At 69.5% G+C, this 23,419-nt stretch carries 26 protein-coding genes; 16 read left to right on the top strand and 10 right to left on the bottom strand.

The window, feature by feature from the left end:
* The first annotated feature begins 13 nt into the window (after window positions 1-13).
* Window positions 14-625, top strand: a complete 612-nt coding sequence (locus VM306_RS05930; protein ID WP_325511715.1) for a TetR/AcrR family transcriptional regulator — start codon at window positions 14-16, stop codon at window positions 623-625.
* A 10-nt stretch (window positions 626-635) separates the two neighbouring features.
* On the opposite strand, the gene VM306_RS05925 is transcribed toward VM306_RS05930, so the two are convergent.
* From VM306_RS05925 to VM306_RS05905, 5 genes are all read right to left on the bottom strand, one after another.
* Complete coding sequence (locus VM306_RS05925) at window positions 636-1,586, bottom strand: class I SAM-dependent methyltransferase (protein WP_325511713.1); 951 nt, start codon at window positions 1,584-1,586, stop codon at window positions 636-638.
* 157 nt (window positions 1,587-1,743) lie between these two features.
* Window positions 1,744-2,583 carry an SGNH/GDSL hydrolase family protein gene (locus VM306_RS05920; RefSeq protein ID WP_325511711.1) on the bottom strand — a complete coding sequence of 280 codons (840 nt, stop codon included), beginning with the start codon at window positions 2,581-2,583 and terminating at the stop codon, window positions 1,744-1,746.
* A 62-nt stretch (window positions 2,584-2,645) separates the two neighbouring features.
* Entirely contained in the window at window positions 2,646-4,847 is a 2,202-nt protein-coding gene (locus tag VM306_RS05915) for a heavy metal translocating P-type ATPase (protein WP_325511709.1), read from the bottom strand.
* Window positions 4,837-5,706 (bottom strand): hypothetical protein, encoded by an 870-nt coding sequence (locus VM306_RS05910; protein ID WP_325511707.1) that lies wholly within the window; start codon window positions 5,704-5,706, stop codon window positions 4,837-4,839. Before VM306_RS05910 ends, VM306_RS05915 begins: the two co-directional genes overlap by 11 nt.
* 17 nt (window positions 5,707-5,723) lie before the next feature.
* Window positions 5,724-6,005, bottom strand: coding sequence for a metal-sensitive transcriptional regulator (locus VM306_RS05905; protein WP_325511705.1), 282 nt, complete (start codon window positions 6,003-6,005; stop codon window positions 5,724-5,726).
* Window positions 6,006-6,401: 396 nt separating this feature from the next.
* Here VM306_RS05905 and VM306_RS05900 point away from each other — a divergent pair, with 396 nt between their 5' ends.
* On the top strand, window positions 6,402-8,336 hold the full coding sequence (locus VM306_RS05900) for a potassium transporter Kup (protein ID WP_325511703.1): 1,935 nt from the start codon (window positions 6,402-6,404) through the stop codon (window positions 8,334-8,336).
* Between the two features lie 346 nt (window positions 8,337-8,682).
* Here VM306_RS05900 and VM306_RS05895 read toward each other — a convergent pair whose 3' ends face one another.
* Window positions 8,683-9,093, bottom strand: coding sequence for a ribonuclease domain-containing protein (locus VM306_RS05895; RefSeq protein WP_325511701.1), 411 nt, complete (start codon window positions 9,091-9,093; stop codon window positions 8,683-8,685).
* A gap of 241 nt (window positions 9,094-9,334) precedes the next feature.
* Here VM306_RS05895 and VM306_RS05890 point away from each other — a divergent pair, with 241 nt between their 5' ends.
* A complete protein-coding gene (locus VM306_RS05890) occupies window positions 9,335-10,147 on the top strand; it encodes a cellulose binding domain-containing protein (protein ID WP_325511699.1) in 813 nt (270 codons plus the stop codon).
* On the opposite strand, the gene VM306_RS05885 is transcribed toward VM306_RS05890, so the two are convergent.
* From VM306_RS05885 to glgA, 3 genes are all read right to left on the bottom strand, one after another.
* Complete coding sequence (locus tag VM306_RS05885; protein ID WP_325511697.1) at window positions 10,144-10,956, bottom strand: alpha/beta hydrolase; 813 nt, start codon at window positions 10,954-10,956, stop codon at window positions 10,144-10,146. The genes VM306_RS05890 and VM306_RS05885 overlap by 4 nt on opposite strands.
* Window positions 10,957-11,182: 226 nt before the next feature.
* Window positions 11,183-12,427, bottom strand: a complete 1,245-nt coding sequence (locus VM306_RS05880) for a CehA/McbA family metallohydrolase (protein WP_325511695.1) — start codon at window positions 12,425-12,427, stop codon at window positions 11,183-11,185.
* Window positions 12,424-13,593, bottom strand: a complete 1,170-nt coding sequence (glgA, locus tag VM306_RS05875) for a glycogen synthase (RefSeq protein WP_325511693.1) — start codon at window positions 13,591-13,593, stop codon at window positions 12,424-12,426. Before glgA ends, VM306_RS05880 begins: the two co-directional genes overlap by 4 nt.
* Window positions 13,594-13,780: 187 nt before the next feature.
* Here glgA and VM306_RS05870 point away from each other — a divergent pair, with 187 nt between their 5' ends.
* From VM306_RS05870 to VM306_RS05850, 5 genes are all read left to right on the top strand, one after another.
* Entirely contained in the window at window positions 13,781-14,671 is an 891-nt protein-coding gene (locus tag VM306_RS05870) for a Gfo/Idh/MocA family protein (RefSeq protein ID WP_325511691.1), read from the top strand.
* A 67-nt stretch (window positions 14,672-14,738) separates the two neighbouring features.
* Entirely contained in the window at window positions 14,739-15,764 is a 1,026-nt protein-coding gene (locus tag VM306_RS05865) for an SDR family oxidoreductase (RefSeq protein WP_325511689.1), read from the top strand.
* A 28-nt stretch (window positions 15,765-15,792) separates the two neighbouring features.
* A complete protein-coding gene (locus VM306_RS05860) occupies window positions 15,793-16,245 on the top strand; it encodes a cupin domain-containing protein (protein ID WP_325511687.1) in 453 nt (150 codons plus the stop codon).
* Complete coding sequence (locus tag VM306_RS05855) at window positions 16,242-17,483, top strand: class I SAM-dependent methyltransferase (protein WP_325511685.1); 1,242 nt, start codon at window positions 16,242-16,244, stop codon at window positions 17,481-17,483. The genes VM306_RS05860 and VM306_RS05855 overlap by 4 nt, the downstream gene beginning before the upstream one ends.
* 31 nt (window positions 17,484-17,514) lie before the next feature.
* A complete protein-coding gene (locus VM306_RS05850) occupies window positions 17,515-18,702 on the top strand; it encodes an MFS transporter (protein WP_325511683.1) in 1,188 nt (395 codons plus the stop codon).
* Window positions 18,703-18,840: 138 nt separating this feature from the next.
* Here the strand turns inward: VM306_RS05850 and VM306_RS05845 are convergent, their stop codons facing one another.
* Window positions 18,841-19,413, bottom strand: a complete 573-nt coding sequence (locus VM306_RS05845; RefSeq protein ID WP_325511681.1) for a TetR/AcrR family transcriptional regulator — start codon at window positions 19,411-19,413, stop codon at window positions 18,841-18,843.
* 108 nt (window positions 19,414-19,521) lie between these two features.
* On the opposite strand from VM306_RS05845, the gene pcaH reads away from it, so the two are divergent.
* From pcaH to VM306_RS05805, 8 genes are all read left to right on the top strand, one after another.
* Window positions 19,522-20,259 carry a protocatechuate 3,4-dioxygenase subunit beta gene (gene pcaH, locus VM306_RS05840; protein ID WP_414672332.1) on the top strand — a complete coding sequence of 246 codons (738 nt, stop codon included), beginning with the start codon at window positions 19,522-19,524 and terminating at the stop codon, window positions 20,257-20,259.
* Window positions 20,252-20,746: a protocatechuate 3,4-dioxygenase subunit alpha gene (pcaG, locus tag VM306_RS05835; RefSeq protein ID WP_325511679.1), complete on the top strand. Its 495-nt coding sequence runs from the start codon at window positions 20,252-20,254 to the stop codon at window positions 20,744-20,746. Before pcaH ends, pcaG begins: the two co-directional genes overlap by 8 nt.
* A 2-nt stretch (window positions 20,747-20,748) precedes the next feature.
* Window positions 20,749-21,954: a lyase family protein gene (locus VM306_RS05830; RefSeq protein ID WP_325511677.1), complete on the top strand. Its 1,206-nt coding sequence runs from the start codon at window positions 20,749-20,751 to the stop codon at window positions 21,952-21,954.
* Window positions 21,944-22,693: an alpha/beta hydrolase gene (locus VM306_RS05825; RefSeq protein ID WP_325511675.1), complete on the top strand. Its 750-nt coding sequence runs from the start codon at window positions 21,944-21,946 to the stop codon at window positions 22,691-22,693. The genes VM306_RS05830 and VM306_RS05825 overlap by 11 nt, the downstream gene beginning before the upstream one ends.
* The gene (gene pcaC, locus VM306_RS05820; protein ID WP_325511765.1) at window positions 22,690-23,031 is read left to right on the top strand and encodes a 4-carboxymuconolactone decarboxylase; all 342 of its coding nucleotides are present in this window, start codon (window positions 22,690-22,692) and stop codon (window positions 23,029-23,031) included. The genes VM306_RS05825 and pcaC overlap by 4 nt, the downstream gene beginning before the upstream one ends.
* Entirely contained in the window at window positions 23,028-23,174 is a 147-nt protein-coding gene (locus tag VM306_RS05815) for a CoA-transferase (RefSeq protein ID WP_325511673.1), read from the top strand. The genes pcaC and VM306_RS05815 overlap by 4 nt, the downstream gene beginning before the upstream one ends.
* On the top strand, window positions 23,171-23,332 hold the full coding sequence (locus VM306_RS05810; protein WP_325511671.1) for a hypothetical protein: 162 nt from the start codon (window positions 23,171-23,173) through the stop codon (window positions 23,330-23,332). The genes VM306_RS05815 and VM306_RS05810 overlap by 4 nt, the downstream gene beginning before the upstream one ends.
* Window positions 23,329-23,419, top strand: a 91-nt coding sequence (locus VM306_RS05805; protein ID WP_325511763.1) for an FAD-dependent monooxygenase, incomplete at its 3' end; no start/stop codon positions are given. The genes VM306_RS05810 and VM306_RS05805, both read left to right, overlap by 4 nt.

Genomic DNA, 23,419 nt, shown 5'->3' with positions numbered 1-23,419 from the left:
GCAATATGGGCCGGTGAGCACAACGCGCCGGAAGTACGCCCGCCGCCTGCCTCCCGAGCAGCGCCGCGAGCAGCTGCTGGACGCCGCCCTGGCCCTCATCCCGGCAGGCTTCGACACGGTGACGATGGAGTCGGTCGCCAGACAAGCCCAGGTCACGAAGCCCGTGCTCTACGACCTCTTCGCGAACCGCGCCTCGTTGATCAGCGCCCTCCTCGAAAGGGAGGCGGCTCGCGCGACGGAACAGGTCATCGCGGCGTTGCCCACCGGCTTCGCCACGCGGTCACCGGACGACGCCTTCGCCGACGCCGTCCGCGTCTTCGTCAACGCCGTCGTCGAGGCGCCCGAGCGGTGGCGCCTCGTGCTCCTCCCGCCCGAGGGCACGCCCCGCGAGTTCCGCGCCCAGGTCGAACTGGTGCGCGCGGGAGTCCTGGCCCAGATCGAGGACCTGGCCGCCCTGGGCCTGGAGGAGCTGGGCGGCCTGGACGACCTCGACTCCGAGCTGCTCGGCCACGCGATGCTCGCCCTGGCGGAGATGTCCGGCCGGCTGGTGCTGACCGAGCCCGGCAAGTTCACGCCGGACCGGCTGGTGGCCTTCGTGTCCCGGATCGCGCACGGCCTGCGCTGAACCCCCGCGCTCAGTGCACCCGCACGTGCGTGAGCAGCGCGAGGCCGGTCGGGTCGTGGCCCACCGACACGTCACAGCCCGGCAGCAGCGCGCGCACGGCCTGCTCGTCGCGCTCGATCACCTGCCACTCCATCAGGAACTCCATCGGCCAGCGGAACTCGTTTCCGGGTGCCGTGCCGGCGAAGTAGAACGTGCTGCCGGGATGAACGAGCCTGGTCATCACGGCTTCGGTGAACCGCACGGCCGCGCGGTCGTTGAGGTAGCCGTACAGGCCGTTGGCGAGCACGAGGTCGTACGGGCCGAGCTCCGCGAGCTGGGGGATCGCGCGGAAGATGTTGCCCGGAACCGTGGTCGTGGAGTTGTTGAGCAGCCCGAGCCGCTTCTGCGCCAGCTCCAGCGCGTCCGGGTCGACGTCGGTGAGCACGAACCTGTCGCCCGGCCGCACGATGCCCGGCGGGATGGTGCGCAGGTCGGGGGCCGCGCCGGCGTCGATCACCAGGATCGACCGCGGGCCGGACCGCGGCGCGGTGAGGCAGTCGCCGATCATCCGCGCCTGGTGCATCACCCGGTTGCGCAGCTGCTGGGCGAGCGCCGAGCCCTGCAGCTGGGCCTCGACGTGCCAGCCGAGCGTGCCCGGCGCCCCGCCGTTGGCCTGTGCGAGGACGTGCTCGACCAGCCGGAAGTCGCTGGGGTAGCCGCGGGCCCACTCGTTCTCGTCGCGCATGAACGGCGACCGCGCGCAGGCCGACTTCGCGGGCTGGACGATCGCGGCGACGTCCTCCTCGGGCACGCCCGCGAGGACGCTGGAGCCGATCTGCGTGCCGAGGGCGCGGAAACGGCCGCCGACGAGCATGTTGGCGGAGGGATCGGCGAGGTTGAACTCCTTCTCACTGCGCAGGAAGCCCTCCACGGCATCGTGGAGCCGGTGCAGGGCATCGGTGCTGTGCGGGAGCACGGTCATCGTCACTTCCTCGCTGCGGCAACGGTTCCAGAACCTGTCAGCTGCGGCGGCCGCAAGACAGGGTCTTTCGGGTTATACGGGCACAACCCTGCCATGGTTCGCGGGTCACCCTCACACCTGTGCTCATCAGAACAACGATCTTCGTCAGCGGCCCTGGTCAGCGGCTCGCCGCGGTGACGGCGTCCGCGATGGCCCGGTGGCCCGCGGGCGTCGGGTGCACGTCGGTGCGGTCGCAGAAGTACGTCAACGCGCAGACCTTGGCGACCGGGCCGGGGATCTGGCCGTACTTCGGGTCCTGGGTGAGTTCGGTCAGGTCGCCGTAGCCGCCGGTCGCGTTCGTGACGTCGGCGAACTTCGCGCCGAACCTGTCGTACTGGGCGGCGATGCGGGTGTTGAAGTCCTGGAACATCGTGACCGACAGCCGGGCGAGGTTCTTGCCGCCGGGGATCGACGGGTTCACCCAGGCGCCGAGGAACACGTCCGGGTAGGTCAAACCGACGATCTTCACGTCCGGCGCGGCCTCCCGCAGCTCGGCGAGCGCCCCGGCGACGTTGGTCTGGATGCCGGCGACGGTCCTGGTCGCGCAGTCCACCGGGTCCTGGGCGATCGCGCACGGCGTCAGGTCGTTGCCGCCGATCACGATCGTGACCAGGCCGACCTTCCGGCCCTTCAGCGTCTCGACCGCGGCGTCGAGCTGGGTCTTGCCGCCGGCGTCCGCGCCGCAGGCGGGCCTGGTGGCGAGGTCGGCGGACGTGGCGCCGTCGCAGGCCAGGTTGACGAGCTCCAGGCCGGACGTCTCGGCGACGATCTGGGCGAAGCTCGTGCCCTTGCCGCCCGGCGCGAAACCGGTCGCGTAGGAGTCGCCGATCGAGAGGTGGACCCGCTTCTCCTCGACCGGTGGGGCGCTGCTCGACGGTGGCGCGGCAGCGGGCGGCGGGGTCGAGGTGCACGCCGACAGCGCTGTCAGCAACGCCACGACCAGGGCGAACCTCGGCACAACCACTCCTTCTCATCGGGAACCGCTGTACCGAGGCTACGAAACCGGCCGTGAGGGTCGTGTCAGCGGAAGCCCCGCAGGCGCAGGCTGTTGCTCACGACGAACACCGACGAGAACGCCATCGCGGCGCCCGCGATCATCGGGTTGAGCAGGCCGAGCGCGGCGAGCGGCAGTGCGGCGACGTTGTAGGCGAACGCCCAGAACAGGTTGCCCTTGATCGTGGTGAGCGTGCGCCGCGACAGCCGGATCGCGTCCACCGCGGCCCGCAGGTCACCGCGCACCAGCGTGAGGTCGCTCGCCTCGATCGCGACGTCCGTGCCGGTGCCCATGGCGAGCCCCAGGTCGGCCTGGGCGAGCGCGGCGGCGTCGTTCACGCCGTCGCCGACCATCGCCACCACGCGTCCCTCGTCCTGCAGGCGCTTGACGACGTCGACCTTGTCGGCGGGCAGTACCTCGGCGACGACCTCGTCGATGCCGACCTCGGCCGCCACGGCCTTCGCCGCGGCCTCGTTGTCGCCGGTCAGCAGCACCGGGCGCAGGCCGAGCGCCCGCAGGCCCTCGATCGCTTCCTTCGACGTGGGCTTGACCGTGTCCGCGACGACGAGCACGGCGCGGGCCTTGCCGTCCCACGCGACCAGGACCGCCGTGCGTCCCTGCTGTTCGGCCGCTTCCTTGGCCTTGCCCAGGGTGTCGCCGAGCGTGATGCTCCAGTCGGCGAGCAGGCGTTCACGGCCGACGAGCACCGCGTGACCGTCGACCACGCCCTGCACGCCGAGTCCCTCGACGTTCTGGAAGTCCTCGACCTCGGGCACCTCGCCGGCGGCCTCGACGACGGCTCGCGCGATCGGGTGCTCGGAAGCGTTCTCCAGTGCCCCGGCGAGCCTGAGGACCTCGGCTTCGTCCTCGCCGGTGTGAACGCTCACCAGGCTCATCCGGCCGGTCGTGACGGTGCCCGTCTTGTCGAGCACCACCGTGTCGACGCTGCGGGTGGACTCCAGCACCTCCGGCCCCTTGATCAGGATGCCGAGCTGGGCGCCCCGCCCCGTGCCGACCAGCAACGCGGTCGGCGTGGCCAGGCCCAGCGCGCACGGGCAGGCGATGATCAGCACCGCCACCGCGGCCGTGAACGCCGCACCGGCGCCCCCGCCCGTGCCGAGCCAGAAGCCCAGCGTGCCGACGGCGAGAGCGATCACGACCGGCACGAACACCGCGGAGATCCGGTCGGCGAGGCGCTGGACCTCGGCCTTGCCGTTCTGCGCCTGCTCGACGAGCTTCGCCATCTGCGCGAGCTGCGTGTCCGACCCGATCCGGGTGGCCCGCACGACGAGCCGCCCACCCGCGTTGACCGTGGCACCGACGACCGCGTCACCGGGCCGCACCTCCACCGGCACGGACTCGCCCGTGAGCATGCTCGCGTCGACCGCCGAGCTGCCTTCCTCGACGACGCCGTCGGTCGCGATCTTCTCGCCGGGCCGCACGACGAACCGGTCGCCCGTGCGCAGGTCACCGGTCGGGACGCGGACCTCGCGCCCGTCCCTGAGCACCGCCACGTCCTTCGAACCGAGCTCCAGCAGCGCCGTCAGCGCCGCTCCCGCACGCCGCTTGGACCGCGCCTCGAAGTAGCGCCCGGCCAGGATGAACGTCGTGACGCCCGCCGCGACCTCGAGGTAGATGTTGCCGGTCCCGGCCATCCGCTCGATTGTGAACGTGAACCCGTGCGTCATGCCCGGCGTGCCCGCGGTGCCCAGGAACAACGCGTAGAGCGACCACAGGAACGCCGCGCCGACACCGATGGAGATCAGCGTGTCCATGGTGGCGGCGCCGTGCCGGAGGTTGGTCCACGCGGCCTTGTGGAACGGCCACGCGGCGTAGGTGACGACCGGTCCGGCGAGGGCCAGCGACAACCACTGCCAGTAGGTGAACTGCAGCGCCGGGACCATCGCCAGGACGATCACCGGCACGGCCAGCACCACCGACGTGACCAGCCGCTGCCGCAGCGTCCTCGTCGGGTCCGGTGCCCCGGTCGTGTGCTCCGTCGTGTGCTCGGGTGCGGCGGGGAGCTCGGCGGTGTAGCCGGTGTCCTCGACGACCTTCACCAGGTCGGCGGGCGTGAGGTCGCCCGCGTAGCTGATGCGCGCCTTCTCGGTCGCGTAGTTGACCGAGGCCTCGACGCCGTCCAGCCTGTTGAGCTTGCGCTCGATCCGCGCGGCGCAGGAAGCGCAGGTCATGCCGCCGATCGAGATCTCGATGGTGTCAGTGGCCATGACCGTCCTCCTCGTGCGTCTCCGTCGCGGTGCCCGCGGTTGTGAGCGTGAACTCGGCCGTGCGGACGACGTTCTCGTGCTGGAAGTCGAGGAACAGCCGGTACTGACCGGCCGTCGGCGCCTCGACCGCGAACTTCACCTCCGCGCCCTCCTCCGGGTGCACGTGCAGGTAGGCCAGGTCGGCCGCCCGCAGCGCCACGAGGTGCCCTTTCGCTCCCAGGTAGTCCTGCAGGTCGGTCACCGGCCTGCCGTCCTCGGCGATCGTGACGGTCACGGCCGACGCCTTCCCGGTGTTCAGCTCACCGTGGAGGGTTACCTCGTAGCCGTCGACGGTGAACGTGCGGCTGGTCTCGTGCTTCCGCGGCTGGTAGTCACCGGCGACGTGGACGTCCGCGCCGAGCGTGGTCTTCGGCCCGTCCTCCGGCCTGAAGTCGGCGAACACCCGGTAGCCGCCGGCGGTGCCGAGGCTCAGCGGCACCGACCACGTGCCGTCCGGCGCCATCTCGGGGTGCACGTGCCGGAAGTGCGACCCGTCGCGGCGGACGACGATCAGGTGCAGGCGCTTCTCGTGCTCCACCGCGAACTCCGTGACGGGCCGGCCGTCCGGTCCGGCGATGTCGAAGCTCAGTGAGCTGTTCTCCTTCAGCCGCAACGTGTAGCCGTTCTCCGACACGGACAGTCCCGGTGGGACCTTCGGCGGCTCGGACTCGTGCCCGCCGTGCGCATCAGTGCTGTGGGTCTCGTTCGCCGGAGGTGGTCCTGTCGCCGCGCCCGCGGCCCACGTGCCGCCGAAGATCGCGGCCAGCGCCACGCCGTAGAGCGCGACCTTGTACCCGGTGCCCCAGCCGGTCTTGCCCATGATCTTGTCCCCTCAGGTCAGGAGCGGACCAGGCGCGCGATGGCGTCACTCGCTTCCGCGATCTTCGCGTCAGCGGTGGTGCCGCCCTCGGTGATGGCCTGGCTCACGCAGTGCTTGAGGTGCTCGTCGAGCAACCCCAGTGAGACCGCCTGCAACGCCCTGGTGGCCGCGGAGATCTGGGTGAGCACGTCGATGCAGTACTCGTCGTTCTCGATCATCCGCTGCAAGCCGCGGACCTGGCCCTCGATTCGACGCAGGCGGCGCAGGTGGGCGGGTTTGGTGTCGGCGTAGCCGTGCATGTCTCGCTCCTCGTCCGGCCCTTCCGCGCGGCCGGGCTTGCCGGGGGAGCGGTGGGCTCTGCTGCTCTTTATACCCTAGGGGGGTATGGGTATGTCAAAGAGCGGTCGGTTTCGCTGTGCGTTGCGGTTCCAGCGGAGGGGTCCCCTTTGCCCGGCGGGTCGCGTTCCAGCGTGGTTGCTCCAGGCGTTGCCGACGCCGGGTTGTTCATCGCCGCTTCGCGTCGATAACGATTGGGGTACGCCGCTACCCAGCGGTTCACAGGGCTTTCCGGCTCGCTTCGCATCGCGGTTGAAGGGGCCCGGTGTTGTCGTTCCTGATCGATGTTGTGTCAGGAATGCGTAAAGATCACTCACCTGTGCTCAGCGGATGGCACGTCCTGCGGTTATCTTGCGGGCGTGTCCGATCAGCAGGTTTCCGAGGCTCCGTCGCGGCAGAAGCTGGCGCACGACACCGTTCGGCTGGCCGTTGTCGTGGGGGCGCTCGGTATCGTGTTCGGTGACATCGGCACGAGTCCCATCTACACGATCCAGACGGTGTTCAACCCCGCTGACCCGCATCCGGTGCCTGTGAGCGTGAACAACGTCTACGGGGTCGTGTCACTGATCTTCTGGTCGGTGATGATCGTCGTGACGGTGACGTACGTGTTGCTGGCGATGCGCGTTCACAACGACGGTGAGGGCGGGATCATGGCCCTGATCACGTTGTTGCGGAGGTGGAAGGCCAAGCAGGGGCGGAAGGCGGCGGCGACGCTGGCGGCGTTGGGGATCTTCGGCGCCGCGCTGTTCTTCGGTGACAGCATGATCACACCCGCGATCTCGGTGTTGTCGGCCGTCGAGGGGTTGAAGGTCGTCGAGCCGGAGCTCGAGAGGTTCGTCGTGCCGATCACCGCGGTGATCATCGTCGGGCTGTTCCTGGTGCAGCGGCGGGGAAGTGCCGCGGTCGGGCGGTTCTTCGGGCCGGTGATGATCCTGTGGTTCAGCGTTATCGGCGCGGCCGGGATCCGGGGGATCGCCGGGCATCCGGAGATCCTGAAGGCGTTGTCGCCCACGTATGCGCTCGGGTTCTTGTTCGGGCATTTCGACGTGGCGTTCTTCGCGTTGGCCGCTGTCGTGCTGGCGGTGACCGGCGCCGAGGCGCTCTATGCGGACATGGGCCACTTCGGGCGGCCGGCGATCGCGCGCGGGTGGCTGGTCCTGGTGCTGCCGGCGTGCGTGTTGAGCTACATGGGGCAGGGGGCGCTGATTCTCGAGGACCAGGCGAACGTCAGCGGACCCTTCTTCCTGCTCGTGCCGGAGTGGGCACGGTGGCCGATGGTGGTGCTGGCGACGGCGGCCACCGTGATCGCGTCGCAGGCGGTGATCACCGGCGCCTACTCGGTGGCGTCGCAGGCCGCGCAGCTCGGGTACCTGCCGCGGTTGCGGATCGCTCACACGTCGGAGTCGACGATCGGGCAGATCTACGTGCCGTGGATCAACTGGGTGCTGATGGTGTCGGTGCTGACGCTGGTGTTCGCGTTCCGCACGTCGGCGGCGCTCGCGTTCGCGTTCGGCATGGCCGTCACCGGCACGATCACGATCACCACGTCGCTGTTCCTGTTCCTGGCGCGCTGGAAGTTCGGTGCGCCGGCGTGGGCGATCGGGCTCGGCTGCGTCGTGCTGCTGGGCGTGGACCTGCTGTTCCTGGCGGCGAACCTGACCAAACTGCTGCACGGCGCGTGGCTGCCGCTGCTGATCGGCCTGACCGCGTTCACGGTGATGACGACCTGGCAACGCGGCCGCGCGATCGTCACGGCCGCCCGCCGGGAGGCCGAGGGTTCGTTGCAGGCGTTCATCGAGGAACTGCACTCGCGAAAGCCGACCCGAGTGCCGGGCTGCGCGGTGTTCCTCAACCGCGGCAAGGAAACCGCGCCACTGGCCATGCGCGCGAACGTCGAACACAACCACGTGCTGCACGAGCGCGTGGTGATCGTCTCGATCGAGACCGAACCAGTCCCGCGCGTGCCACCGGACCGCCGCGTCGAGGTCGACGACCTCGGCTACACCGACGACGGCATCATCTACGTGAACGCGCGCTTCGGGTACATGGAGACGCCGGACGTCCCGGCGGCACTGGCGCTGATCGACCCCGCGCGCTCCGAGGGAGCGCTGGACCTGAGCCAGGCGCGGTACTTCCTGTCGAAGATCGAATTGCAGCGAGGCAAGTCGCGGACGATGGCGGGCTGGCGAAAGCGCCTGTTCGTGGCCACGTCGTACATCACGGCCGACGCCGCCGAGCACTTCGGCCTGCCACGGGAGCGAACGGTGATCATGGGCGCCCACATCGAGGTCTAGCTCCTGTCCGGCGACTTTCGAGCGTGGCAGTCGCGGCCGAGGACAAGCGCGTGCGCCGGGAGCCGTAACTCGAACGAGTGAATCCTGTCCTGATCCACGCCCAGCGCCGTCTGGTGGATGTCCGGAAAACATGATCACCCTCCCGCAAGCGGAAGGAGGCGGGCGGGCGGCGGCACGGTCGACGTCACCGAGCACATCGGGTTGCCCCGAGAGCGAACAACGAACACGGACGCCCCAGAACGACGTTGGGCAGGGGCATGACGAACCCGCTCACATGTCCTGGCCACGCTGCACACCTGGTGGGCGCCGCGGTCGCGGATCGACCGCAGCGCCAGGTGAAGCGCTTTTAGAGGCGGTAGAAGTTCACGTAGTGGTCCGGGGAGAAGTAGACCGAGCCGCTCGTGCGGTCCACGACGATCCGGTACGCGTCCCGGGAAGCGTTGCAGGCACGCGGGTAGACGTCGAACTCCTGGTAGCTGTGCCCGGACGGCAGCTGGCCCTCGCGGTTCTGGAAGGTGCCACCGGCGTAGTTGCACTGCCCGTTCGGCCAGCTGTACCAGCCGCGCGAACCGGGGTAGCCCTTCGAGGACCAGGTCGAGTTGGCGGAACGCGCGGCGGAACAGCGCGTCTGCGTGCAGGAGCTGTAGACGGCGGCGTCGGCCGAGGGCGCGACGGCCGTGGTCACGCCGAGGACGGACGCGACGACGGCGAGGGCGGCGAGCAGGCGACGTGTCCAGTGCGGTTGCAGGGTGTGCACTCGAGACCTCCATCGACAGGGGCAGGAACCCCGTGATCATTTCGGTTGATCACCACGAGCCGGTGAACGGCGGGCAACCTCCCGTGCAACGGTCGTGGCCACTTCACACTCCCAGGACGGAACCGGGAGCGGTCCTGGTTCAGCCACCCCGGCTGTTCACCGATCACAGACTCCGAAAGCCCGAGTTGATCAACTCCGAACAGCCGATTGCGGACACTGCCACCACCGATAGAGTTGATCTATGGCAGCACGGAAGCACATCTTGGTGCTGTTGACCCTGCTCACCGCCGCCTGCACGGCCGAGCACGACGGCAGAGCCCTCCCCGCACCGCGAACCTCCTCCCCGGCGACGGAGGGAAAAGCGCCGTCCACAAAGGTGAGTGCCGTTGTGGACGGCCGCACCGTCGACCTGGCGGACGGCACGCGTGCCCGCATCTCGCTCCTCGCCGAACCGACCTCCTGCGGTGCCGCCGCGGCACGCGAGTTCGCCACGAAGACGTTGCTGGGCAAGGACGTCTCCGTCACCAGCGTGAGCCCCGGCGAGGTCTCACTGGCGCTGCCGGACGGCACCGACTACGCGCTGGCCGCGGTCCGAGCCGGCATGCTGCGCACCGCGGGCGTCGAGGGCGGCCCGTTGACCGAGGCGGAAACCAAGGCCTCACAGGCGAAACTCGGCCTGTGGGGGCAGAGCTGCTCCGACTCGGCCGCGCCGTCCACCGTGCCGCCGCCACCCCCGCCCTGCGTCGTCGTCTACCGGATCACCAGCCAGTGGCCGGGCTCGTTCCAGGCCGATGTGACCGTGCGCAACGTCAGCGCCGTCCTGATCGACGGCTGGACCTTGCGCTGGCGCTTCGCCGACGGCCAGACCGTGTCGCAGATGTGGAACGCGACGGTGTCCCAGTCGGGCGCGGAGGTGAGCGTCACCAACGCCGGGTACACCGCCCTGATCGTCGCCGACGGGTCGGTGTCGATCGGGTTCAACGGCGCGGTGTCCGGTCCGAACTCGGTGCCGGAGTCGTTCACCCTGAACGACGCGCCCTGCACGACCGGTTAGTTGGCCTGCCACCACTCGGTGACGATCCGCGCGTACTCGTCCGGGTTCTCCTCCCACACGAAGTGACCGGCGTCGACCACGGCGAGCCTGCTGTCCGGCAGCCGTTCGTGCAGGTGCTCGGCGTTCGACACCGGCACCACCGCGTCACGCTCGCCGTTGATCACCTGGACCGGCGTGGTGATGCCGGGCAGCAGCGCGTCGAGCTCCGCCAGTTCGGCCGGGTACGCGCGGACGTACGCCATCTGCTCGACGAACCGCTGGCCCTGGTAGGCGGCGAGGTAGTCCTGGCGCACGACGTCGGGCAGCTCGTACCCCTCGATGGCGTCCATGGCGACGTTCACGACGTCCTTGGGGCCGAGCGCGCGGTACGGCGCCAGGTCCTCGTCGTGCACCCAGTCGTGCAGCGGCGACCCGAGGTCCGTCGGTGACTTCGCACCGCCACTGCCGATGACGATGCTGCGGAACCGGCCGGGAGCGGCCGCCGCGGCGAACAGCGCGGCGCTGGTGCCGATGTCCGGGCCGACGACGTGCGGTTCGACCAGGCCGAACTCGTCGGCGAGGCGCACGACGAAGTCGCCCATCCTCCTCGGAGACAGCAGGTCCTCGCGCAGCTCGGAGTGCCCGAAGCCGGGCAGGTCGACGGCGATCAGGCTCGCGTGCTCGGCGAGGCGTGACCACGTCGGGTCGTAGGCGTAGATGCTCTCCGGCCACGGGCTGAGGAGCAGTGCCCGGGGCTTGGTGTTCACGCTCTCCGCGTAGCGGATCGACAGGCCGTCGACGGTGCGGAAGCGGGGCTGAATGGCGCTCATGACTCCAATATGACCGGTCGTCTTAGATGCGTCAAGGTGCGAGGACTCCTGACACGACGATCTTGAAATGGAGTCGGTCATCGGTGTGTTGATCACTGTGCGAGAGCTCGACGCCGCGGACGCTCTGGACGCTGGGATATCCGCGACATCCACGAGCCTCCTCGGCCTGGCCTGCGCCATCATCTGCCGGCGCCGGCTCCGCAACCTCTCGTCGAGTCAGGAGTTCTCAGAGGACACGACCGGGCACCAGGAAGAACGGGCTCAGGTAGGCGACCGTGTGACCTGCCGACCGGTAGTCGGCGAACGAGGCCGCCCGGCGGTCGGCCGGGCGAGCAGGGTCGCTTATCCGCACCACCACCCAGTCGCCGGCCTCGCGTTCCAGCCAGACCTTCAACGACACCAGCCCGTCCTGGGACACGGTGAAGTCCAGCTCGCCGACGACCGTCGGGAGTGGTCGCCCGGTGCGGAGGACCTGCAGTCGCAGTGGGTGTCCGATCCAGTCGGCACCGCCGTCGAAGTGGACCACGATGCGCACCTCCGCCCGGTCGACGGCCAGGGGGGTGCCCATCGCCTGCCCGTTGGCCGCGCCGTCGACCAGCAGACCACGTTCCCGGGTCGCGAACATCCGCCTTCGCAGCATGGCTTCACGCACCGCCGGCCGAGACCGGCCCCTGGTCCACAGCCCGGTCCGCCCGAGGCCTTCAGGAAAGCCCCAGTCCGTGCTGTGCTCGTCGGTGACGCCCACCAGGCCGACCCGCCAGCCCGCATCCAGGCATTCCACCAGTGGGGACGGCATGCCGGTGTCCACTCCCTCGAACAGGTAGTCCTCGTCACGGTTGAACATCTCGAAGGCGACCACGCGTCCGGCCAGTTCGTGGTCGTAGCGGAAGAACCCGAACCGGCCCGCCTCCCGGCCGGGGTGGTTGAACCCGATCAGCCCGTCCCGCCCGCCGCCCTTCTCCCGCCGGTCCGGGTCGGCGCGGAGCCAGTCGTAGAACTCGGCGATGGCGGCTGGATCGTCCGGCGGACCGGGGTCGCCGATCGCGAGGTGGCCGGGGACCCCGTCTGCGCTCAGCGGCAGCGGTTCCGTCCAGGTGCCGGAACCCCAGACGTTCATGTGTCCGAGGGACGGACTCGACCATTCGAAGCCGCGGATCGCCACGAACTCGCCGGGCGCGTCGGCCGCGTCGGCGATGCTGCCCAGCTTGCGCCAGCTCGCGTCATCGATCGTCTTCTCCGGGGCGGAGATCCCGTACGCGTGGTCGGTCACGGCCGCGACGTCGAGCCCGGCCTTGCGCATGGTCGAGTACGCGTCCTCGGCGCTCCCGGCCCCGTCGGAGAACAGGGTGTGGTTGTGCAGATCGGCGTGGAGCAGGCGCTCCGGGACGCCGGGGAACAGCCGGGACCGGTCGCGCTCCACCGGGCCGGTCTGCTTGCCGATCAGCAGCGCCGGGGTTTGGTCGCCGCTCACCGCCCGTCCCCGTTCAGGACGCCGCGGTAGACGTCGACCGTCCGCCTGGCCACATCGGTCCACGAGAACAACTCCTCGACCCGCTTGCGACCGGCCCGCCCCAGCTCTGCGGCCCAGGCGGGATCGTCGAGTACGGCGTTCACGGAATCGGCCAGCGCGCCCGCGTAGTTCTTCTGGGGGTACGGGACCAGCACTCCCGTCTCGCCGGGCACGACCACTTCCGGTATCCCGCCGACCTCCGCCGCGACGACCGCTGTCCCGCAAGCCATCGCCTCCAGGTTCACGATGCCCATCGGTTCGTACACCGACGGGCAAACGAACACCGTCGCTGCCGCGTACAGCTGGCGCAGGACCGTGGCGTCGTGCAGGTCAGGGATCCACAGCACACGGTCGAACATGGTGCGCAACTCGTCGATCGCGGCAGCCACCTCGTCGCTGAGGCCAGGTGTGTCCGGCGCGCCCGCGCACAGCACGAGCTGCGCGTCCCGGTTGAACCGGCGAGCGGCCGAGAGCAGCGGGAGGATCCCCTTCTGGCGGGACACCCTGCCCACGAACAGCACCAGCGGTCGGTCCTGGTGGATCCCGTACCGCACGAGCGCTTCCCGCTCCTCGGTCGGGTGGAACTGCTCGGTGTCGATCCCGTTGCGGACGACGAAGACGCGCTCGGGGTCGAGGTGGGGATTGCACTCGAGGACGTCGCCGCGCATCCACTCGCTCACCGCGATGACCGCGTCCGCGCCGCGGTAGGCGGTGTCCTCCATCCAGGACGACACCCCGTAACCGCTGTCGAGTTGCTCGGCCTTCCACGGCCTGCGCGCCTCGAGCGAGTGCGCCGTGATCACGTGGGGCACGTTGTACATGATCTTCGTGAGGTGCCCGGCCAGGTTCGTGTACCAGGTGTGGGAGTGCACCAGGTCGACACCGCCGAGTCGAGCGGCCATGTGCGCGTTCACCGACAGCGCCCGCAGGGCCATGTTGGCGTCGGCGACCGCGGCGGGCCATTGGTGGCGGTGGACGTGTGCGGGGTCGTCGGTGACCAGATCCCCATACCCGTGCACGTCGACATCGATCAGGTCGCGGAGTCGCGGCACCAGGTTGCCCACGTGCGCGCCTCCTCCGCCGTATACCTCGGGCGGATACTCACGCGTCAGAAGTCCGATTCGCACAACTCCACGATATGTATGCCAACGGTGGGGATGGCGCTAAAACGAGTTCGTCACCCAGATAGCGGTATGGCCTCTGTTTTGCCTGCGGCTAGCGTGCATTGGCATACGGAATAAAGTCTCGCTGGGGGCCTCTCGTGCGTACCGAGAGGCGGTGTGACGATATTCCATCCGGGGGGAAGTGAAGTGTGTGAAGGTAGCGCTTGTCGGCCTCGGCCGGTGGGGGCGCCGCTATCCAGAAATACTTATTCGACTTGGCGCGGAACTAGTTGTCTGCCACACCCGGCAGATCGGCGACAATGTTGATTGGTTGGCGGCCAGGCACCCAGGAGTTCGGCACTCGACCTCGCTCGCGGCTGCGCTCGACCGCGAGCTCGATGGAGTCGTCATCGCGACGCCCAGGCAGACGCACGGGGCGTTGGTGATCGAGTGTCTACGCCGTGACCTCCATGTTCTTGTGGAGAAGCCCGCAGCGACCAGCGTCGCCGATGCTCAGGTGGCCGAAGCCGAGGCATCAGCCCGAGGGCTGGTCCTGCGCACCGGTTACACGCACTGCCACGACACCGCATTGCGGGCGCTGGCGGACCTGGTGGCGGGCTGCGCTGCGCCGAGCTGGCGATTGGTCTGGCACAAATTCGCGCCGGGCACCGGGCCTTCCGACATCGTATGGGAGTACGTCCCGCACGTGATCAGCATTGCTCACCTCCTGGGGGGAGGTGTCGGGCCAGTGGCGTCGACCATCACACGCGAACCGTCGGAAACGGGTACTGTCGAGATTGCGATGGGGATGGGGACGGCTGAGGTGTCCACCCGGCCGGGAATTCCGAGATTGAAGCGGATCACGTTGTTCGACAGCGGCGGTGTCGTCGCTGAGTGGACCGACAGGCATTTGTTCGACAGGCGCAACAATGTGACATTCAAGGCGACCGAAGAACCGTTGGCGAACCAGGTCCGGAGTTTTTTCGACGAGATCGTGGCGCCGAACCCGCTGAAATCGGCCTCCATTCCGCCCGAGGTGGCCACCACCGAGTTGCTGGTGGCGCTCGCCTCGACGATCGAGCCGTCAGCGGCACTGAACTGAGGCAGCATCGCGTCGGGCCCGCCGAGGTCGTGGAGCGCGCGATTCATTCCGGCGAAAGGCAGAAGCTGTGAAAGTGCTCCTCGCGGGCAACCGCGGCTACCTGGGTAGCTCGCTGCAGGACCTCCTGCAGCAGGACGGCCACGAGGTCGTCGGGCTGGACATCGGGTTCTTCGACCCGGCACCCGTGCAGCCCAGGCAGGACATCCGGGACGTGGGGGAAGTGGACGTCGACCGCTGCGACGCCGTGGTGAACCTCGCGGCGATGTGCAACGACGCGTGCGGGGACCTTTCCGAGTCGGTCACCCACGAGATCAACAGCGCGGCGAACGCGCGGCTCGCCCGGATGGCCAGGGCACTGGGGGCGCGTGTCTACGTCTTCGCCTCCTCGTGCAGCGTCTACGGCACCGCCGCGGGCGCGGACATGCTGGACGAGAACGACCCGGTGGCTCCGGAGACGGCCTATGCGGTGAGCAAGGTCCAGGCGGAGCGAGAAACGCTACGTCTGCGGACGGAGTCGTTCGCCCCGGTCGCGTTGCGGTTCGCCACGCTCTTCGGTGACTCTCCCTCCTTCCGCAGCGACATCCTGGTGAACCGCATCGGGGGAACCGCGGCCCGATGGGGTGCGGTCCAGGTCAACGGGACCGGTGAGCTCTGGCGCCCGCTCCTGCACGTGCGCGACGCGGCGAGGGCGATCGCCTTCGTCCTGAACGCCGATCCCGCCGCGGTGTCCGGCGAGGTCTTCAACGTCGGCTTTCCCGATCAGAACCACCAGATCATCGACGTGGTGAACATGGCACGCGACCTGGTGCCCGAGCTGTCCGTGTCCCACGTCCCCGCTGTCGACGGCCGCAGCTACGTGGTGTGCTTCGACAAGTTCCTGAACAGTTTCGGCGGCTTCGCCCCGACCTGCTCGGTGGCTGACGGGATGCGCGAGGTTGTCGCGGCCTACCAGGGCAAGTTGCGGCTGCGGATGCGCGCGGCCCGGGACGGGTGGGCCGACACCGACCGGCGTGAGTTCCTCCTCGCCATGCGCGCGGGAGGGCAGCTGGACGACGAATTCCGGTGGAACGTCGACTCGCTCGTCGTTTCGTGATCCGCACCGCCGAACAGGAGGCGCCCCGATGTCCGAGCAAATCATCCTCCCCGATGCCGTGTACACCGACGACCGCGGCCGGATCATCTCGCTCCCGTCCTTCGCCGTGGCCGGTGCGACGGTGATCGAGTCGTTCGCGGGTGCCGTGCGCGGCAACCACTACCACCTCAACGAGAGCCACCTCATGTACGTCGTGTCCGGCCTGATGATCTACATCGAGGAAGGGCTGGACAAGCACCTCGCGGTGACCGAGGTGGGTCCCGGTCAGTCGGTGGTCAGCCCGCCCGGTGTGTCGCACTGCACGGTGTTCGCCGAGGACACCGTGTTCCTCGCCCTGTCCGACTGGGACCGCAAGGGCGACAACTACGAGAACGAGGTCGTCCGGGTGTCGCCGATGGAGGTCAGGCCGGAGGTGGCCGAACACCTGACCGGCATCGACCGGCTGATCCTCCCTCCGGCGCACCTGAGGAAGACGACATGACCGACGGCGAGCCTGGTTCCTGCCTGCTGTGCATGGCGCGATCGCTCGACGAGGTCATCACGCTGCGGCCCACTCCTCCTGCGAACGCCCTCGCCGCGACGGCCGATGAAGCCCAGGCGGCCGCCACCTACCCGCTCCGGCTGTCCCGGTGCCGGGAATGCGGACTGGTGCAGCTGGCTGACCGCATATCCCGCGATCTGCTGTTCCGCGACTACAAGTACGCCACCGGCGCGGCGCCCGGACTGGTCCGGCACTTCGGTGCGCTCGCCGCCTACCTCATCGCCAGACACGCGATCCCACCCGGCTCGGCGATCGTCGAAGTCGGGTCCAACGACGGCACCCTGCTGCGCGCCTTCGCTGACCAGGGGATGCGCGTGCTGGGCGTCGACCCGGCGGTGGAACTCGCCCGCCAGGCCACGGAGTCGGGGATTCCCACGTACCCGGAACACTTCGACGAGCGGGTCGCCGAGCGGGTCATGGCCGAGTTCGGGCCGGCCGACATCGTGCTGGCGAACAACGTCCTCGCGCACGTCAGCGATCTGAACAGCACCCTGCGCGGAGTGCGGGCGCTGCTGATGCCGACGTCACACGGCGTCTTCGAGGCCGCGCACCTGCTGCCCATGGTCACCGAGGGGATGTACGAGTTCATCTACCACGAGCACGTGGCCTACTTCTCGCTGCGCACCATGCGTTCCGCGGTGAACCGGCACGGCATGGAGGTCGTGGACGTCGAGGAGGTACCCACTCAGGGTGGTTCGATCCGGTGCTGGGTGAAACTCGCCGACGGGCTCACCCAGGCGGACATCAGCCCGAGGGTGACCGACCTCCTGCGCAGGGAGGACGATGCGGGGTTGACCGACGGCAGCCTCCTGCGCCGGTTCGCCGCCCGCGTCTCGCGGGTCAACACCATGCTGTGCGACGTCGTCGGCAGTCTGCACGCGAGCGGGAAGCGCATCTGCGGCTACGGCGCATCGGCCAGGGCGGTCACCCTCATGTCGCAAGCGGGGATCGGCCATGCCGTGAACTGGATCGCCGACGACAACCCCAAGAAGATCGGGCTGTACGTCCCCGGCTCCGGCATCCCGATCCGGCCGCCGAGCGAACTCACCCCCGACGAGTCTGACTACTGCGTGTTGTTCGCGTGGAACTTCAGCGCGGACATCACCGCCAAGACGGTGGACTTCACCGGTGGCGGGGGCATGTTCATCGTGCCGTTCCCCGAGCTGACCGTGCGCTGATGTGCACATCAGAGCCGAACGAGAGCTGACGATGTCACAAGTCGATGAAGTCGCGTTGACGGCGTTGCGACGAGCTCGGACGGCGCTCGCGATCGCGTTCGCGGTGAAGGGGGTGGCGTTCGCCGCGATGATCGCCAGGGTACCCGCCATCCGCGACACCCTCGGACTGTCGTCCGGACAGCTGGGCCTGCTGCTGCTTTGCTTCTCCGGTGGGGCGATCGCGGGGCTGCCCATCGCGGGACCGGTTGTGCACCGCGTCGGCGCGACGCCCGCGGTGGTGCTGGGCGGGGCGGCCGTGGGCGCCGGACTCGGCGTCCTCGGCGCAGGACTCGTCGTGGCGTCGGTGCCGCTCGCCGCGGCGGGACTGATCACGGTCGGCCTGGGCAACGGGCTGTGGGACGTCGCGATCAACGTCGAGGGCGTCGACATCGAGCGGCATTCCGGAACGCCGCTGCTACCCGGACTGCACGCGGTGTTCAGCATCGGCACGATCGCGGGCGCGGGGATCGGCGCGGCGTGCGCGGCTGCCGGGATTCCGTTGTTCTGGCAGCTGTTCGTGCTGGCGGTTGTGGTTCCGGCGGTTCTCACGGTGGTCAGCAGGCGGTTCCTCACCGCACGGCGGAGGATGCGGGAAGCAGCGGGGAAATCTGGCCTGCTGGTGGCCTGGCGCGAGCCGCGCACACTGATGATCGGTCTGCTGGTGCTCGGCTTCGCTTTCACCGAAGGGTCGGCGAACGACTGGATCGCGATCGCGTTCGTCGACGGCTACCGGGTCGGCGAGACCTTCGGCGCCGTCGCCTACGCGGTGTTCGTGACGGCTGTGACGATCGGCAGGTTGACCGGCGGATGGGCGCTGCGGCGGTACGGCCGGGCGTCGGTGTTGCGTGCGTCAGCGGCGGTCGCGCTACTCGGACTGCTGCTCGTGCTGTTCGGCGGCGCGACCGTCGTCGCCGTCATGGGGGCATTGCTGTGGGGGCTGGGCGCGGCCCTGGGCTTCCCGGTCGGGATCAGCGCGGCGGGCGACGGAGATCCTGCCAGGTCGGCAGCCAGGGTCTCGGTGGTGAGTTCGCTGGGCTACACCGCGTTCCTGGCCGGCCCACCCGTGCTCGGCTTGCTGGCGAGCGAGGTCGGCATCCTCAACGCGCTCCTGCTCGTCCCCGTCGCGTTGATGGTGGCGTTCGTCGCCGCGTCGGCCACCAAAGCGCCGCCTGAGCGGTAGATGACTGGAAGCCCTGTCCTGCTGGAGACCCGAGGCTGCCCCGTTGTCCCGAACGAAGTCCGCGGCACGCTGATTCCTCAGCAGGAGACCACGAGCTCATCGAGGGTCTGAGGACCGTCGGTCGTGGTGGAGCGGCAGTCAGCGCAGGACGGCCTCGAACGCGACCGTGAAGAACGCGGCGAACGACGACCCGTCCTTGGCGGCGCGTTCGCCGACGATCGCGCCCTCCCAGGCGTTGAGCAGGAACCGGGCGAGGGTCTCGGCGTCGGTGGCCGAGGTGACCGACCCGTCCTCCTGCGCCTCGCTGATCACGGCCGCGATCGCCGTGGCCCAGAGGTCGAAGGCGGTCCGGACGCCGTCGCGGATCGCGGGAATGTGGTCGGCCGCCTCGGTGCTGAAGTTGCCGAAGACGCAGCCGCGTTCGTAGCCGAGGTCGATGATGTCCTGCGCGAGCGCCTCGAAGTGGTCGCGCAGCCTGGTGAGCGGCGGCACCGACGCCTCGGCGAGCTTGTCGAGGTGCCTGGTCGCGCCGTAGCGGTCCATCACGACGAGGGCGAGGGCTTCCTTGCTCTCGAAGTGGTTGTAGAACGAGCCCTTGGGCACGCCGGCGCTGTCGGTGATCAGCTTGACGCCGCACGCGTTGTAGCCGTGGCGGTGGAACTGCTCGAACGCGGCGTCGACGATCTGCTCCCGCACACTGGCCCTCGGCATACCACCCAATATGAGCGGTCGTCTCAGGCGCGTCAAGTTCGGCAAGGTTTCCGTTCAGCGGAAAGCTTCGGTCGACGCTCGGTGGTCTCGTCCCTAACGTTCGATCGCGTGACGAGCAGCCAGCACGAGATCAGCGACGAGATCGCGAAGATCCAGGCGGACTCACCGGCAGGTGCGCCGCTGCTGGACTTCGCCCCGTACCGCAGCACGCGGCTGCGTCACCCCACGAAGGAGCTCCAGCTCGTCGATCCCGAGGGAGCCGAGCTGGTGGCGCCGGTCTTCGGCCACTCCGACGTGAACCCGATCGAGGCCGACCTGACCGTGCAACGCGGTGGCGCGCCGGTCGGCGAACGCATCCGCGTGCACGGCCGCGTCCTCGACGGCGACGGACGCCCGGTGCGCCGCCAGCTCGTCGAGATCTGGCAGGCCAACTCCGCGGGCCGCTACTCGCACCAGGGCGATCAGCACCCGGCGCCGCTCGACCCGAACTTCACCGGCGTCGGACGCTGCCTCACCGACGACGACGGCTGGTACACGTTCACATCGATCAAGCCGGGCCCCTACCCGTGGCGCAACCACCACAACGCCTGGCGGCCTGCGCACATCCACTTCTCGCTGTTCGGCACGGACTTCACCCAGCGCCTGATCACCCAGATGTACTTCCCCGGCGACCAGCTGCTGGCGTTGGACCCGATCGCCCAGTCGATCACCGATCCCGCTGCCCTGTCGCGGTTGGTCGCGTCCTACGACCACTCGCTGTCGGAACACGAGTGGCTGCTCGGCTATCGCTGGGACATCGTGTTGACCGGCAGCCACGCGACCTACATGGAGCCTTCCGATGACTGAGGCGACTCCCGGGCAGACCGTCGGCCCGTTCTTCCACCACGCACTGGCGTTCCCCGGCGACGCGGAACTGGTGCCGTTCGGCTCGGCCGGATCCGTGGTGCTGCACGGCTACGTGTTCGACGGCGCGGGCACCCCGGTGCCCGACGCGATGATCGAGATCCGCCAGGCCGACGCCTCCGGCGTGGTGCCCGAGGTGGAAGGGTCGCTGCGGCGGCGCGGTGCCGGGTTCACGGGCTGGGGCCGGTGCTGCACCGACGGCGCCGGGCACTACTGGTTCAGCACGATCGAGCCGGGCCTGCCGTTCTTCGCGGTGACGCTGTTCGCGCGCGGCCTGCTCGACCGGTTGTTCACGCGCGTCTACCTGCCAGGAGCCGCCGAGGCCGTCGACGGGCTGGTGGCGTCGCGCGAGGACGACGGCCGGCTGCGGTTCGACATCCACCTGCAGGGGCCGTCCGAGACGGTGTTCTTCGAGTACCCGCGGACGTGATCGTGCTGCCTGGTTCTCATCGCGCCGCCGGCCTCGTCGACGACGCGGCGTTGGTGCGCGCGCTGGTCGAGGTCGAGGTGGCGTGGGCCCGCGTGCTCGGCTCGTCGATCTCCGTGTCGGTGCCGGAACTGGATCCCGCCGAGGTGGAGGCCGCGGGCAACCCGGTGCTGCCGCTGGTGTCGGCGATCCGGTCGCAGGTGTCCGTTCCCGTCCACACCGGACTGACCAGTCAGGACGTGCTCGACACCGCTTTCATGCTGTTGGCGCGCAACGTGTTGACGCGCGTGTCGGCGGACTTGGAGCGACTGGCCGGTGCGTTGGCCGCGCTGGCTTCGGAGCACCGGTCGAGCGTGATGGCGGGACGGACGCTGACGCAGTTCGCCGTGCCGATCACGTTCGGGCTCAAGGCCGCGCGGTGGCTGACGGGGGTGCTCGACTGCCTGGACGCGCTGTCCGGTGTGTCGCTGCCGGTGCAGTGCGGGGGAGCGGCGGGGACGTTGTCGCGCGCGGCCTCGGTGGTGGACCCGCTGACCGCGGCCGCCTCGTTCGCCTCGCACCTGGGGCTGTCGTGGCCCGGGATGCCCTGGCACACGTACCGCGCGCCGGTGACGCGTCTCGGCGACGCGCTGGTGGGGGTGTGCGACGTGCTCGGGGTCGTCGCCGGTGACGTGCTGACGCTGGGGCGGCCCGAGATCGGTGAGGTGTCCGAGGGCGCGGTGGCCGGGCGGGGCGGGTCGTCGACGATGCCGCACAAGCGGAACCCCGTGCTGTCGGTGCTGGTGAACAGCGCCGCGTTGCAGGCCCCGCAGCTGGGGGCGCAGCTGCACCTGTGCGCCTCCCGGGCCGTGGACGAGCGGCCGGACGGGGCTTGGCACGCCGAGTGGCCGGCGCTGCGGTCGTTGCTGGAGCTGGCGGTGGTGGCGGCTTCGCAGGCGGCGGAGCTGGTGGAGGGACTCGAGGTGCACGCGGACGTGATGGCGCGGCGGGCGGCCGAGGCCGCCGGGGACCTGCTCGCCGAGCGGGGCGGTGGAACGGACCCCGCGGCCTACCTCGGCGCCACCCACGCGTTCATCGACCAGGCGCTTCTTCGGGATCGATCCCGACTGGATCGATCCCGACTGGATCGATCCCGACTGGGCCCCCTCCGGGGGGAGCACGAAGCCCCCACTCCCATCGTCCCAAAGGGGTCTGACGGAAATGGCGGCTGAGCTGAGCCTGACTCGCCTCGCGGGGTCGGAGTCATCCGAACGGCTGATCGTCGTCGGTCCTTCCCTCGGCACGTCAGTGGCGATGCTGTGGCGGGACTGCGTGCAGGCACTGGGCAGTGAGGTCATCGGCTGGGACCTGCCCGGCCACGGCGCCGGCCGGACCGCAGCCGGACCGTTCACGGTCCAGGACATCGCCGGCGAACTGGGAAACCGGGTCGCGGCACTCGCCGGTGGCAGGCCGGTCGCGTACGCCGGGGTGTCGTTCGGTGGCGCGGTCGGGTTCGAGCTGGCGAGCAGGCGCGACAGCCCGTTCGACGCGGTCGTGTGCATCGGCGCGGCACGCCGGATCGGGCTGCCCGGGATGTGGCACGAGCGGGCCGCCCTCGTGCGCAGGGCCGGAACTCCGGTGATGGTCGAAGGATCGGCGCAGCGGTGGTTCGCGCCGGGGTTCATCGTGCGGAAGCCGGAGACGGCCGGAGCGATGCTGAAGGCGTTGGCGGAGACCGACCGGGAGTCGTACGCACACGCTTGCGAGGCGTTGGCGGAGTTCGAGGCCGGTGCGGCCGTGAAACCGGTGAGGGTGCTGGTCGGCGAGCACGACGTCGTGGTGTCGCCGGACGGCGCCGACCGAGTCCTCGGCGGGTGCGGGCATCTGCCGCCCGTGGAGGACCCGGTGGCGGTGGCGGGCGTGATCGCCGAGGTGCTGGAGGAGATGCGGTGTCCTACGACGAAGGCATGAAGGTCCGGCGCGAGGTGCTCGGGGACGCGCACGTCGACCGGGCGGCCCCGGACGACTTCACGCGCGACTTCCAGGAGTTCATCACCAAGTACGCGTGGGGCGAGGTGTGGACCCGGCCCGGCCTCGACCGGCGGATGCGGAGCGCGATCACGCTCACGGCGCTGATCGCGCGCGGGCACTGGGACGAGCTCAAGCTGCACGTGGCGGCGGCGCTGCGCAACGGGTTGAGCGAGGACGAGATCGGCGAGGTGATCCTGCAGAGCGCGATCTACTGCGGGGTGCCGGCGGCGAACCACGCGTTCTCCGTGGCGAGACAGGTTCTCCGGGAGGGCTCGTGAACGTTCACAAGACCGCACAGGACGCCGCGGCGGCGACGACCACCGTCCTGCAGGTCGAAGAGTTCGAGAAAATCGACCCCGAACACGTTGTGACACCGGGCATCTACGTCGACAGTGTCGTCCACATCGGACGCCTGGCATGATCGACCGGCAGGCGCTGGCGAAGCTGGTGGCGTCTGACATCCCGGCCGGCTCGTTCACGATGATGCGCGGCGGTCACCTCGACGTGTGCGTGCTCGGCATCGAGCTCGCCGATCTCCCGGCACTGCTTCCCGTTCCGCTCGTGGAGGAGCCCTCATGACGCGCACCCAGGTCGGCATCGTCGGTGCCGGACCGGCGGGGTTGATGCTCTCGCACCTGTTGTCCCTCAACGGGATCGACAGCGTGG

The organism is Lentzea sp., from assembly GCF_035525475.1.
Lineage (GTDB): Bacteria > Actinomycetota > Actinomycetes > Mycobacteriales > Pseudonocardiaceae > Lentzea.
Note: the sequence above shows the minus strand (reverse complement) of the source record. Positions and strands in the feature narration are given on the sequence as shown.